The sequence below is a fragment of the Pseudomonas gingeri genome (assembly GCF_013386115.1).
GTDB lineage: Bacteria > Pseudomonadota > Gammaproteobacteria > Pseudomonadales > Pseudomonadaceae > Aquipseudomonas > Aquipseudomonas gingeri.
The window spans coordinates 539,608-552,638 of the sequence record NZ_JACAOR010000007.1 but is presented as its reverse complement, the minus strand read 5'-3'; the positions used below and the strand labels follow the sequence as shown (position 1 = coordinate 552,638).

At 62.9% G+C, this 13,031-nt stretch carries 13 protein-coding genes; 8 read left to right on the top strand and 5 right to left on the bottom strand.

The window, feature by feature from the left end; genetic code table 11:
* Positions 1-8: 8 nt before the first annotated feature.
* The 4 genes from HX881_RS14930 to cysB all read left to right on the top strand — a co-directional run bounded on the left by HX881_RS14930 (position 9) and on the right by cysB (position 3,569).
* The gene (locus HX881_RS14930; RefSeq protein ID WP_017128030.1) at positions 9-968 is read left to right on the top strand and encodes a putative 2-dehydropantoate 2-reductase; all 960 of its coding nucleotides are present in this window, start codon (positions 9-11) and stop codon (positions 966-968) included.
* A gap of 19 nt (positions 969-987) precedes the next feature.
* Entirely contained in the window at positions 988-1,899 is a 912-nt protein-coding gene (locus HX881_RS14925; protein WP_017128031.1) for a 5'-nucleotidase, read from the top strand.
* 82 nt (positions 1,900-1,981) lie between these two features.
* On the top strand, positions 1,982-2,482 hold the full coding sequence (locus tag HX881_RS14920; RefSeq protein WP_017128032.1) for a universal stress protein: 501 nt from the start codon (positions 1,982-1,984) through the stop codon (positions 2,480-2,482).
* Between the two features lie 112 nt (positions 2,483-2,594).
* Complete coding sequence (cysB, locus tag HX881_RS14915) at positions 2,595-3,569, top strand: HTH-type transcriptional regulator CysB (protein WP_017128033.1); 975 nt, start codon at positions 2,595-2,597, stop codon at positions 3,567-3,569.
* A 76-nt stretch (positions 3,570-3,645) separates the two neighbouring features.
* Here cysB and HX881_RS14910 read toward each other — a convergent pair whose 3' ends face one another.
* A complete protein-coding gene (locus HX881_RS14910; RefSeq protein ID WP_177085222.1) occupies positions 3,646-4,380 on the bottom strand; it encodes a phosphoadenylyl-sulfate reductase in 735 nt (244 codons plus the stop codon).
* Positions 4,381-4,554: 174 nt separating this feature from the next.
* Between HX881_RS14910 and thrH the strand changes: the two genes are divergently transcribed.
* Positions 4,555-5,172: a bifunctional phosphoserine phosphatase/homoserine phosphotransferase ThrH gene (gene thrH / locus HX881_RS14905; RefSeq protein ID WP_017128035.1), complete on the top strand. Its 618-nt coding sequence runs from the start codon at positions 4,555-4,557 to the stop codon at positions 5,170-5,172.
* 4 nt (positions 5,173-5,176) lie between these two features.
* Here the strand turns inward: thrH and pabB are convergent, their stop codons facing one another.
* The 4 genes from pabB to rloA all read right to left on the bottom strand — a co-directional run bounded on the left by pabB (position 5,177) and on the right by rloA (position 9,782).
* Positions 5,177-6,520, bottom strand: coding sequence for an aminodeoxychorismate synthase component I (gene pabB / locus HX881_RS14900; protein WP_177085220.1), 1,344 nt, complete (start codon positions 6,518-6,520; stop codon positions 5,177-5,179).
* A 198-nt stretch (positions 6,521-6,718) separates the two neighbouring features.
* Positions 6,719-7,705 carry an alpha-L-glutamate ligase-like protein gene (locus tag HX881_RS14895; protein ID WP_017128037.1) on the bottom strand — a complete coding sequence of 329 codons (987 nt, stop codon included), beginning with the start codon at positions 7,703-7,705 and terminating at the stop codon, positions 6,719-6,721.
* Positions 7,705-9,237 carry an osmotic stress tolerance membrane protein RloB gene (gene rloB, locus HX881_RS14890; protein ID WP_017128038.1) on the bottom strand — a complete coding sequence of 511 codons (1,533 nt, stop codon included), beginning with the start codon at positions 9,235-9,237 and terminating at the stop codon, positions 7,705-7,707. Before rloB ends, HX881_RS14895 begins: the two co-directional genes overlap by 1 nt.
* Before the next feature lie 5 nt (positions 9,238-9,242).
* Complete coding sequence (gene rloA, locus HX881_RS14885; protein ID WP_177085218.1) at positions 9,243-9,782, bottom strand: retropepsin-like aspartic peptidase RloA; 540 nt, start codon at positions 9,780-9,782, stop codon at positions 9,243-9,245.
* A gap of 294 nt (positions 9,783-10,076) precedes the next feature.
* Here rloA and HX881_RS14880 point away from each other — a divergent pair, with 294 nt between their 5' ends.
* From HX881_RS14880 to prpC, 3 genes are read left to right on the top strand one after another with little or no spacing between them, the layout of a single operon-like run.
* Positions 10,077-10,799: a GntR family transcriptional regulator gene (locus HX881_RS14880; RefSeq protein WP_017128040.1), complete on the top strand. Its 723-nt coding sequence runs from the start codon at positions 10,077-10,079 to the stop codon at positions 10,797-10,799.
* Positions 10,796-11,686: a methylisocitrate lyase gene (gene prpB / locus HX881_RS14875; RefSeq protein WP_177085216.1), complete on the top strand. Its 891-nt coding sequence runs from the start codon at positions 10,796-10,798 to the stop codon at positions 11,684-11,686. The genes HX881_RS14880 and prpB overlap by 4 nt, the downstream gene beginning before the upstream one ends.
* A 56-nt stretch (positions 11,687-11,742) precedes the next feature.
* Positions 11,743-12,870, top strand: a complete 1,128-nt coding sequence (gene prpC, locus HX881_RS14870) for a bifunctional 2-methylcitrate synthase/citrate synthase (protein ID WP_017128042.1) — start codon at positions 11,743-11,745, stop codon at positions 12,868-12,870.
* Positions 12,871-13,031 lie beyond the last annotated feature (161 nt).

Sequence of the window (13,031 nt, the reverse complement as noted above, 5' to 3'; positions counted from 1 at the left end):
GAGTCGCCATGACAGTTTCAGTGACCAGGCCGCGGGTCGGCATTATCGGGACCGGCGCCATCGGCGGGTTCTACGGTGTGATGCTGGCGCGTGCCGGCTTCGACGTGCACTTTCTGTTGCGCAGCGAGTTCTCGGCGGTGGCCGACGGCGGCCTGCATATCGACAGCGCCGTCCATGGCCCGCTGCACCTGGATCCGGTCCAGGCCTACGCCTCGGCCGACGACATGCCGCCCTGCGACTGGTTGCTGGTGGGGGCCAAGACCACCAGCAATGCCAGTCTCGCCCCGCTGATCGCCAAGGCCGCGGCACCGGACGCCAGGGTCCTGCTGTTGCAGAACGGCCTGGAAGTCGAGGAGGAGTTGCGCCCGTTGTTGCCCGATTCGCTGCATCTGCTCGGCGGCCTGTGTTTCATCTGTGTACACCGCAGCGGCCCCGGCGCTGTCGTGCACCAGGCCCTCGGCGCCGTGAACATCGGTTATCACAGCGGTCCGTTGCGCGAGGATGAAAGCGCTCGCCAGGCACTGGTCGAGGAGGGCGCGCGGTTGTTCCGCGAGGCCGGCATCGAGTCCCAGGCCATGGCCAACCTGCAGCAGGCGCGCTGGCAGAAGCTGGTGTGGAACGTGCCTTACAACGGCCTGTCGGTGTTGCTGCGGGCCAGCACCACGCCCTTGATGAGCGATGCCAGCAGCCGCGAGCTGATCCAGGCACTGATGGCGGAAGTGGTGCAGGGCGCCGAGGCCTGCGGTCATGTCCTGCCCGGCGGTTATGCCGAGCACCTGTTCAAGGTCACGGAAAAGATGCCGGACTACTGGCCGAGCATGTACCACGATTTCCTGCACAAGCGCCCGCTGGAACTGGAGGCGGTGTATGCCCGGCCACTGGCCGCCGCCCGGGAAGCCGGGTGCGAGCTGCCCAGGATCCGCGCGCTCTACCAGGCCCTGGATTTCATCGACGCGCACAACGGCTGAAACGGCCAGGAGAGAAAGCATGGCAAAGGGCCTGGGTGACAAGCTGGTGTTGGCGATTTCGTCGCGGGCGCTGTTCGACCTGAGTGAAAGCCACAAGGTCTATCTGGCGCAGGGGGTCGAGGCCTATCGCAAATACCAGATCGAGCATGAGGAAGAGATCCTCGAACCGGGCGATGCCTTTCCCCTGGTGAAGAAACTCCTGAGCCTGAATGCCAGCCTCGGTCGCGCCCGGGTCGAGGTGGTGCTGGTGTCGCGCAACAGCGCGGACACCGGCTTGCGGGTCTTCAACTCGATCCAGCATTACGCCCTGGATATTTCCCGGGCGGCGTTTGTCGGTGGCCGCAGCCCTTATCCGTACCTGGCGGCCTTTGGCTGTCACCTGTTCCTGTCGACCCACGCCGAGGATGTGCGCAGTGCCCTCGACGCCGGTTTCGCCGCGGCGACCATCCTTTCCGGCGGCGCCCGGCGTGCCGCCAGCGGCGAACTGCGGATCGCCTTCGACGGTGACGCGGTGCTGTTCTCCGATGAGTCGGAGCGGATCTATCAGTTGGGTGGCCTGGAGGCGTTCCAGGCCAGCGAGCGCGAATCGGCGCGCGAGCCGTTGCGCGGCGGCCCGTTCAAGGGCTTCCTGGCGGCGCTCAATCTGTTGCAGCGCGAGTTCCCCGACGAGACCTGTCCGATCCGTACCGCCCTGGTCACGGCTCGTTCCGCGCCGGCCCATGAACGGGTGATCCGTACGTTGCGCGAATGGGATATCCGCCTCGACGAATCGCTGTTCCTCGGTGGCCTGGAAAAGTCGGCGTTCCTCGAAGCGTTCGCCGCCGATGTGTTTTTCGACGACCAGGCCGGGCATTGCGAGAAGGCCCGCGAAGTGGTCGCGACCGGGCATGTACCCCATGGCATCAGCAACGAGCAACGGCTGCCGGATTAGCCCGACCAGCAGGGCGCCGAACTCCCCGACGCGCTGCTAAGCTCAATCCATCTCCGCCATCCTGGCACTCGAGGAGGCCCCCATGATTCGTTCGATGCTGTATGCCACCGACCTCGGCCTGTATGCGCCTTACGTCATGCAGCATGCGCTCGGGCTGGCACGAACGTTCAAGGCTGACTTATATGTAGTGCATGCTGTCGAACCCATGGGTTTGTTCGCGGAGTCGGTGTTGCAGAGTTACCTGGATGAGCAGGCATTGAACGAATTGCACAGCCAGGGTCTTAACACCGTGATGGCCAATATCGAGCAACGGGTATTGGACAGCTTTCGCGAGGAGTTGGGGGAAGGGCAGCAGGACCTGGCGATGATCCAGTCGGTCCAGGTGATCCAGGGGGATCCTTCACAAGTCATTCTTGCCCAGGCGCAAAAGCTGGCGGTCGATCTGTTGATTGTCGGAAGTCACAGTCATGGCACCGGGGCGGAGGCACACTTGGGGCGTACCGCCGCGCGGGTCCTGCAGTTGTCCCAGGTGCCGGTCTATCTCGTGCCGCTGTTGCAGCGTCGTCGGCACAGCGATAGCTGAGCCGGAAATTCGACGAATTGATAAAAAAGTTCTAGATTTATTCTTCAAACCATTCATATAGTTATATATCGCCGCTGCTGCCTGTGGCGTCTACCTGCTTTGAGGGATACATATGAAGCTTCAACAACTGCGCTACATCTGGGAAGTGGCGCACCACGACCTCAACGTCTCCGCGACGGCCCAAAGCCTCTACACCTCACAGCCGGGTATCAGCAAGCAGATCCGCCTGCTCGAAGACGAGTTGGGCGTCGAGGTTTTCGCCCGCAGCGGCAAGCACCTGACCCGCGTCACGCCGGCCGGTGAGCGGATCATCACCACCGCCGGCGAGATCCTGCGCAAGGTCGAGAGCATCAAGCAGATCGCCCAGGAATTCTCCAACGAAAAGAAGGGCACCCTGTCGATCGCCACCACCCACACCCAGGCGCGTTATGCCTTGCCGCCGGTGATCAGCAATTTCATCAAGCAGTACCCGGACGTCGCGTTGCACATGCACCAGGGTTCGCCGATGCAGATCGCCGAGATGGCCGCTGACGGTACCGTGGATTTCGCGATTGCCACCGAGGCGCTGGAACTGTTCGGCGACCTGGTGATGATGCCGTGCTATCGCTGGAACCGCTGCGTGGTGGTGCCCCAGGGGCATCCGCTGACCAAGCTGCCGAAGCTGACCCTGGAAACCCTGGCCGAATACCCGATCGTGACCTACGTGTTCGGTTTCACCGGGCGTTCCAAGCTGGACGAGGCTTTCAGCCATCGTGGCCTGACCCCGAAAGTGGTGTTCACCGCCGCCGACGCCGACGTGATCAAGACCTACGTGCGCCTGGGCCTGGGTGTCGGGATCGTCGCGAAAATGGCGGTCGACACGGTGCTCGACAAGGACCTGGTGGTACTCGACGCCAGCGAGCTGTTCGAGTCCAGCGTGACCAAGATCGGCTTCCGTCGCGGCACCTTCCTGCGCGGCTTCATGTGCGACTTCATCGAGAAGTTCGCGCCGCACCTGACCCGCGAAGTCATGGCCAAGGCCATCCAGTGCCACAACAAGCAGGAACTCGAAGAGCTGTTCGACGGCGTCGAGCTGCCGGTGCACTGAGTCACCCGGACAGGAAAAAGCCCCGACTGGTTCGGGGCTTTTTCATGGGTGCGGGATACGATCCTGAAGCTGCGCTTCAGTTCTTGGCGATCAGGTTGCCGGCGTGCAGGCCACATTCCTTCTGGGTGGCTTCTTCCCACCACCAGCGACCTTCGCGCTCGTGCTGGTTGGGCAGTACCGGGCGGGTGCAGGGCTCGCAACCGATGCTGATGAAGCCGCGTTCGTGCAGGCTGTTGTACGGCAGTTCGAGCATGCGGATGTAGCCCCAGATTTCCTCGCTGCTCATCTGTGCCAGCGGGTTGAACTTGTACAGGGTACGTTCCGCGGTCGAGAAGGCGCTGTCGATTTCCAGCACCGCCACCTGGCTGCGGGTGCCCGGACTCTGGTCGCGACGCTGGCCGGTGGCCCAGGCCGTCACGCCGGACAGCTTGCGCCGCAGCGGTTCGATCTTGCGGATGCCGCAGCACTCGCCATGACCGTCCTTGTAGAAGCTGAACAGGCCCTTTTCCTTGACGAAGGGTTCGAGCTGGCTGTGGTCGGGGGACACCAGCTCGATGTCGATCTTGTAGAACTCGCGGACCTGATCGATAAAACGATAGGTCTCCGGGTGCAGGCGACCGGTGTCGAGGCTGAAGACCTTGACGTTCTTGTTCAGCTTCCAGGCCATGTCCACCAGCACCACGTCCTCGGCACCGCTGAAAGATATCCACAGGTCGTCGCCAAACTGGGCAAAGGCCAGCTTGAGGATGTCCTGGGCGGATTTGTTGGCGTATGTCGCGGCAAGTTCAGCGACGTCGAACGGTTGGCTCATCAGGCGGTTCCTACAGTCAGTGGCGCTTTGCGCTCATATAGACGGCAATAGTAACAAAATCCTGCGGACGCGGGCCGGCTGCGCTGCGTTGCGGCGCCGGGAATGAGCCGCTAGAGTGCCGGTTGCGCCGATCCGCTGGCGCAACCGGCTGTTTGCCCAATCAAGGAGTGTGCTGTGGAAATTGCCTGTCTCGACCTGGAAGGTGTCCTGGTTCCGGAAATCTGGATCGCCTTCGCTGAAAAAACCGGTATTGAATCGCTCAGGGCCACCACCCGGGATATTCCCGACTACGACGTCCTGATGAAGCAGCGCCTGCGGATTCTCGACGAGCACGGCCTCAAGCTGGCGGATATCCAGGAAGTGATCGGCACCCTCGAGCCGCTGGACGGCGCAGTCGAGTTCGTCGACTGGCTGCGTGAGCGGTTCCAGGTGGTGATCCTCTCGGACACCTTCTATGAGTTTTCCCAGCCGTTGATGCGCCAGTTGGGTTTCCCCACCTTGTTGTGCCACCGCCTGGTCACCGATGACACGGGGCGGGTGGTGAATTACCAGCTGCGCCAGAAAGACCCCAAGCGCCAGTCGGTGCTGGCGTTCAAGAGCCTGTACTACCGGGTGATCGCCGCCGGTGATTCGTACAACGACACCAGCATGCTCGGCGAGGCGGACGTGGGCATCCTGTTCCATGCACCGGCCAATGTAATCCGCGAGTTCCCGCAGTTCCCGGCGGTGCACAGCTTTGCCGACTTGAAGCAGGAGTTCCTCAAGGCGTCGAACCGCGCCCTGAGTCTTTAGTAGCCTAGAGGCCCTGCAGGGTGTCGAGCAGCACCTTCACCTTGGTGATCGATTCCTGGTACTCCGCCTGCCAGTCGGAGTCGGCGACAATCCCGCCGCCGCCCCAGCAGCAGACCTGGCCATCCTTGACCAGCAGGCTGCGGATGGCGATCGAGCTGTCCATCTCGCCGCGTACGTCCAGGTACAGCAGCGAGCCGCAGTACAGCGCGCGCCGTGTCGGTTCGAGTTCGTCGATGATCTGCATGGCGCGGATCTTCGGCGCACCGGTGATCGAGCCGCCGGGGAAGCTGCCGGCGATCAGGTCCAGGGCATCGTGGCCGGCGGCCAGTTCGCCGGTCACGCTGCTGACCAGGTGGTGCACGTTCGGATAGCTCTCCAGGCTGAACAGCTCCGGCACCCGCACGCTGCCGATCCGGCAGGTGCGACCGAGGTCGTTGCGCAGCAGATCGACGATCATCAGGTTTTCCGCACGGTCCTTGGCACTGGCCAGCAGTTCGGCGGCATTGGCCGCATCCTCGGCGGCATCCTTGCCCCGTGGCCGGGTACCCTTGATCGGCCGGGTTTCCACCTGGCCGGCGCTGACCCGGACAAAACGCTCCGGTGACAGGCTCAGTATCGCGCCATGGTCGGGCAGGCTCTGGAATCCGGAGAACGGTGTCGGGCAGGCGGCCCGCAAGGCCCGGTAGGCGATCCACGGGTCGCCCTGGCAGGTCGCGCGAAAGCGCTGGGCAAAGTTCACCTGATAGCAATCGCCCGCCTGGATGTACTGCTGGATACGCTCGAAGGCCTGACGATAGGTCTCGGCGTCGAGGTCCGCGGCCATCGGCGTGGTCAGCCGGAACCCCTCGTGTCCGTCCGCCGGAGCCTGGCTGAACAGATCGATCAGGCGTTCACGCTCGGCCGTTGCCACGCTGGGGTGGAAGACCAGTTGGCTGCTGCCCTGCTGGTGATCGCTGATCAGCGCCCAGGCGTACAGGCCAAAGCGCGCATCGGGCAGTTGCAGGTCGTCCCGGGCGTTGCTGGGCAGCGCTTCGAGATGACGACCGAAATCGTAGCTGAGATAACCGATCAGCCCGCCGACGAACGGCAGCTCATAAGGCTCGGGCAGGGTCGCTTCGCCGAGGCGATCGAGGTTGTCCCGCAGGCGTCGCAGGAAGGCCTGGCCCGGCTCGTTCGGCAGGACCGCCAGTTGCTCCAGCGGCCAGGCACTGAGCAGGTCATAACGCCCGCGCTCGGCGGCCGGCCGGCCGCTGTCGAGCAGCACCGCGCCGGGGGCGTGGCGAATCGCCGCGAAATAACGGGCGGGATCGGGGGAATAGGGCAGCGGGTGTACGGAGCAGGTCAACATGCGGGGCGGATCAGCCTTTGGCGCGCGGACGGCGATTGTAGTCCCCTGCAGGCGTCGCTCCTAGAGGGGTGTCGGTGATGGGCATATCGATGGCCGCACATTTTTTGGGGAAGGGCTTATGTGGCTTTGTGGAAGGGCATGATGTGGCAATGCTGCTGGTGTGGGAGCGGGCAAGCCCGCTCCCGCAAAGTCATGGGTTCAGGCACCCTTGGGCGGCACGTGGCCGAACATGTCCTGGACGAAGCGCACCCGCTCTTCCGGGGTTTCGCTGATCCCGGCGGCGGCCAGCTGCTCCAGGTGGGCTTCCACGGCATGGGCGCGAGTGGTCAGGCCGCAGTCGTTGGCGATCTGGATATTCAGCCCGGGGCGGGCGTTGAGTTCGAGGATCAGCGGGCCCTTGTCCTGGTCCAGGACCATGTCCACACCGATGTACCCCAGACCGCACAGCTCGTAGCAACCGGCGGCCAGCTTCATGAAACCGTCCCAGTTCGGCAGTTGCACGCCGTCCACCGCATTGGTGGTGTCGGGGTGCTTGCGAATGATGTTGTTCAGCCAGGTGCCGCGCAGGGTCAGGCCCGTTGCCAGGTCGACGCCGACGCCGATGGCGCCCTGGTGCAGGTTGGCCTTGCCGTTGGACTGGCGCGTCGGCAGGCGCAGCATGGCCATCACCGGGTAGCCCATCAGCACGATGATGCGGATGTCCGGCACGCCTTCGTAGCTGATGCTCCTGAAGATCTGGTCGGGGGTCACCCGGTATTCGATCAGCGCCCGATCGCGGTGGCCGCCCAGGGAGTAGAGGCCGGTGAGGATACTGGAAACCTGGTGCTCGATTTCCTCATGGCTGATGATCCGTCCGGAAATCGTCCGGTAGCGGCCTTCGAAACGGTCGGCGATCACCAGGATGCCATCGCCGCCGGCGCCCTGGGCCGGCTTGATGACGAAGTCGCTGCGCCCGCCGATGATCTCGCCGAGCTTGTCGATATCCTTTTCCGTGGAGATCACGCCGTACATTTCCGGCACATGGATACCGGCCTTGATCGCCCGTTCCTTGGTGATGATCTTGTCATCGACGATCGGGTACAGGCTGCGCTTGTTGTACTTGAGCACATAGTCGGCGTTACGCCGGTTGATCCCCATGATGCCCTTGGCTTCCAGGGCCTTCCAGGTTTTCCACAGGCCGAACATCAGGCGTCGTCCTTGAGGAAGGCCTTGAAGCGCACCAGTTCGGTCAGGCGATAACCACGATAGCGACCCATGGCCAGCATGAAGCCCACCAGGATCAGCAGGATCGCCGGGAAGGTGAAGACGAAGTACACCAGCTCCGGCACGCTCATGATCAGGTGCGCCAGGGAGGCGGCGAACAGGGTGCCGATCGCGACTTTCATCGCATGGCCGCCGCCACGCTCTTCCCAGGTAATGGACAGGCGTTCGATGGTCATGGTCAGGATCACCATCGGGAACAGCGCCACCGACAGGCCGCGTTCCAGGCCGAGCTTGTGGCTGAACAGGCTGATGGCGGCGATCAGCACCACGACGAAGGTCAGCACCACCGACAGCCGCGGCAGCATCTGCAGCTTCAGGTGCTCCAGGTAGGAACGCAGCGACAGGCCCAGGGCGGTGATGATGGTGAACAGGACGATGCCGAAGCCCAGCTGGGTTTCGCGGAAGGCCAGGGCGATCAGCACCGGGGTGAAGGTGCCGAGGGTCTGCAGGCCGATCAGGTTGCGCAGGATCAGGATCACCAGTACGCCGATCGGGATCATCACCATGATCATGAAGGTCTGCTGGGTTTGCAGCGGCAGGCCGTAGAGCGAGTATTCGAGGAAGTTGGCGTCGGAGTTCTCGTCGGTCAGCTTGGCCAGGCGGATGGCGTTCATCTCGCTGTTGTTCAGGCTGAAATTGACGCTGGCCTTCTTGCCGCCTTCGACGGTGATCAGGTTGTCATCGCCGGTCCACCACAGCAGGCGGTCGCTGGGCAGGCCCTGTTCGCCGGTGTCCGGGTTGAAGTACAGCCAGTCGTTGCCATTGAAGCTGCGCAACCACAGTTCCGGGGTCTGCGGCTGGTCGGCCACCAGGCGGATGGTGTGGACCTTTTCCAGCGGGACGTGGGCGATGGACAGCAGCAGTTCGATGATCTGCGCCTTGTGCGGCGTCGACGGATCGCCCGCCAGCAGCAGCTTGACGTTGTCGTCGTTGAGGTTGTTGACCCGCTTGATGGTTTCGCCGATGAAGGTCTCGACATCCGCCGAGTGCTGGCGGATGGGCGCGAGCAGGGCTTCGGCGGCGATCTTTTCCGGGCCTTCGATGGCCATGCTGTCGCGGAAGGTCGGCCCCTTGACCTTGGGTTTTTCACCGGTGTAGCGCTTGGTCAGCACCAGGCGGTAATACAGGGTCTGCTTGCCGCTGACCCGCCGTGCCGACCAGGTGACCTTGCGGTTGCCGTCGGTGCGATTGACGCTCACGCCGTAGTTGTTGGAAATGAAGCTCTCGTTGAGGCTGACGTAGTCGCGGCTCAGCGGTGGCACGAACATCTGGATCTTCACCGGGTCCTTGCTCGCGGCGATGAACTCCACCTTGGCGTCGATGTTCCACAGGTCGTCCGTGGCATCCTCGGTGACCGGAATCCCCAGCACGAAAATCTGATAGGCCGTGACCGAAATACCCAGCGCCACCAGGACGGCGATGAGGATTTTCAGATGGAGGGTAAGAGAACGCATGCGAATTACTCGGCGGTTTGAGCGTCGGCGGTGCAGGCGGGTTTGCCGGCAGCGTATTTAAGGCTGGGGTCGACCAGCGCATCGAAGCGCTTGAGCGCCTCTGAGCCAATCAGAAGCGGGTATTGGAATGCACTTCGGTCGGTCAAGTTCACTTCAATACTGCGTAAAGCCGTACCCATGCAAACATTCAGGGCAATCACCGGGCGGGCGGTATAGGCCTTGTCCTCGTCCGGGTCGTAGTCGCCGGAGCGCCGCTTGATCTTGCTGACACGGGCCAGCGGCAGTTCGATGGGATGCGAATGGGCCGCGTCGATGGCCAGGTAGAAGCGTACCCAGCTTTCGCCGTCGCGCTTGAAGCGCTTGATGTCGCGGGCGCTGAGAGAGGCGGTCTTGGCCCCGGTGTCGAGCTTGGCCGCGACTTCCAGGTCGATCCCGACCAGGTTGGCATACTCGTTCAGGCCATACACGGTCTTTTCGGTGGCGAGGCCGAGGCCGGGCAGACCGAGCAGGAACAAAAGCAGTAGGGGGAAGGGCTTGAGTCTCATAAATCCTGGCGCGTATCGGGCAATCTTGATTCAAGGTGACTGGCAATACAGCGCAAGCTTCCTCGTGCGTCTGTCAGATAAAGATGACAGGCATGGCATCGTTTGATGCGCGCGGCATTCTAGCATGCTGGTTTTATGGCGCCAGCGCCGGGGAAGCTGGGTGTCGGCTGTCTCTGCCACCGGGGGGCGTTTGTTGGCGCTCTTAGACTATTGTCGACAATACCAATTAATTCTTTGACTGAGACGGCTGTATTGGCTAGTTTTGGCATCATTGATTTAAAAGGTGTCGACAATATGCTGGATGAGCTGGAGCCGGTCGTGACTGTCCAGGAAGATTCGGAGACACTCTCCGAGAACGTCTTCCGGCGCATCCAGGCGGCTATCGTCAAGGGTGAGATCGCCCCCGGCAGCAAGATTTCCGAGCCGGAGCTGGCGCGCACCTATGGCATCAGCCGCGGTCCGCTGCGCGAAGCCATCCATCGCCTGGAAGGCCAGCGCCTGCTGGTGCGCGTGCCCCATGTCGGGGCGCGGGTGGTGTCCCTGAGCCATGCCGAGCTGGTCGAACTCTATGAAATCCGCGAGTCCCTCGAAGGCATGGCCTGTCGCCTGGCGGCCGAGCGCATGACCAGCGAAGAGATCGAGGAACTGCGCCAGGTGCTGCACACCCACGAGCGCGACGCGGCGTTCCAGGCGGGGGTCGGTTACTACCAGCAGGAGGGCGACTTCGATTTCCACTACCGGATCATCCAGGGGGCCGGCAACCGCACCCTGACCCAGATGCTCTGCGGCGAGCTGTACCAGTTGGTGCGCATGTACCGCATCCAGTTTTCCGCCACGCCCAACCGGCCACGGCAGGCCTTTGCCGAACACCACCGGATTCTCGATGCCATTGCCGATCGCGACGGCGAACTGGCCGAGTTGTTGATGCGCCGCCATATCGGCGCGTCGAAACGCAATATTGCGCGTCACTACCAGGACAGCGCGAAACCGACAGCCACTCCACGAGGTGAGTCATGAGTCAGAAAAACACGCCCGGTCAGCGTTTCCGCGATGCGGTCGCCAGCGAGCATCCGTTGCAAGTGGTCGGTGCGATCAACGCCAACCATGCACTGCTGGCCAAGCGCGCCGGCTTCAAGGCGATCTACCTGTCGGGTGGCGGTGTCGCCGCCGGTTCCCTCGGCGTACCGGACCTGGGCATCACCGGGCTGGATGACGTGCTGACCGATGTCCGTCGCATCACCGATGTCTGCGACCTGCCGTTGCTGGTGGATGTCGACACCGGCTTCGGTTCCTCGGCGTTCAACGTCGCCCGTACCGTCAAGTCGATGAGCAAGTTCGGCGCGGCGGCGATCCATATCGAAGACCAGGTCGGCGCCAAGCGCTGCGGTCATCGGCCGAACAAGGAAATCGTCTCCCAGCAGGAAATGGTCGACCGCATCAAGGCCGCCGTCGATGCGCGCACCGATGACAGCTTCGTGATCATGGCGCGCACCGATGCGCTGGCCGTGGAAGGGCTGGAATCGGCCCTGGATCGCGCTGCCGCCTGCATCGAGGCCGGCGCCGACATGATCTTCCCGGAAGCCATCACCGAGCTGGACATGTACAAGCTGTTCGCCAGCCGGGTGAGGGCGCCGATCCTGGCCAATATCACCGAGTTCGGCGCGACGCCGCTGTACACCGTCGAGCAACTGGCGGGCGCCGATGTGTCGCTGGTGCTGTACCCGCTGTCGGCGTTCCGCGCCATGAACAAGGCGGCGGAAAACGTCTACACCGCGATTCGCCGAGACGGCACCCAGGCCAATGTGATCGACACCATGCAGACGCGCATGGAGTTGTACGATCGCATCGACTACCACACCTTCGAGCAGAAGCTCGATGCGTTGTTTGCCCAGAAGAAGGGCTGAAGCCTGATCACCCCCACTTGCCGGGTCCCGAATAAATTCAAGAATTGGAGAGAGCAATGGCTGAAGCAAAAGTACTGAGCGGCGCCGGTCTGCGTGGCCAGGTGGCCGGGCAGACGGCCTTGTCCACCGTGGGCCAGGCCGGTGCCGGCCTGACCTATCGCGGTTATGACGTGCGTGAACTGGCCGCCGATGCGCAATTCGAAGAGGTGGCGTACCTGCTGCTGTACGGCGAACTGCCGACCCGGGCGCAACTCGCCGACTACCAGAACAGGCTGGGCAAGCTGCGCGACCTGCCGCAAGCGCTCAAGGAAGTACTGGAGCGCATCCCCGCCGATGCCCACCCGATGGACGTGATGCGCACCGGTTGCTCGTTCCTGGGCAACATCGAGCCGGAGAAGGACTTCTCCGAACAGCACGACAAGACCGACCGCCTGCTCGCCGCATTCCCGGCGATCATGTGCTACTGGTATCGCTTCAGCCACGACGGCAAGCGCATCGACTGCGTCAGCGACGAGCCATCGATTGGCGGCCATTTCCTGCACTTGTTGCACGGCAGGAAGCCGAGCGAACTGCACGTCAAGGTGATGAACGTGTCGCTGATCCTCTACGCCGAGCACGAATTCAACGCCTCGACCTTTACCGCGCGGGTCTGTGCTTCGACCCTGTCCGACCTGTTCTCCTGTGTCACCGCGGCCATCGGTTCCCTGCGCGGACCGCTGCACGGCGGCGCGAACGAGGCGGCGATGGAAATGATCGAGCGGTTCAGCTCGCCGCAGGAAGCCGTCGAAGGCACCCTCGGCATGCTGGCGCGCAAGGACAAGATCATGGGCTTCGGTCACGCGATCTACAAAGACAGCGATCCGCGCAATGAAGTGATCAAGGGCTGGTCGAAAAAACTCGCTGACGAGGTCGGCGATACCGTGCTGTTCCCGGTCTCCGAAGCCATCGACAAGACCATGTGGGAACAGAAGAAGCTGTTCCCCAACGCCGACTTCTACCATGCCTCGGCGTATCACTTCATGGGCATCCCGACCAAGCTGTTCACCCCGATCTTCGTCTGCTCGCGCCTGACCGGCTGGGCGGCGCATGTATTCGAGCAGCGTGCCAACAACCGCATCATCCGTCCGAGCGCCGAGTACACCGGCGTCGAGCAGCGCAAGTTCGTGCCAATCGAACAACGCTGAATGGCGAGGGCTGACACAGGGGTCTGAAGTTCACCAGGATTCCTGTGGGAGCGGGCTTGCCCGCGATGACCGAGTCACATCCGACCGTGATGTCGACTGACCTGGCGCTATCGCGGGCGAGCCCGCTCCCACAGTGGGTTGTGTTCACTTCAGGTCTGGTG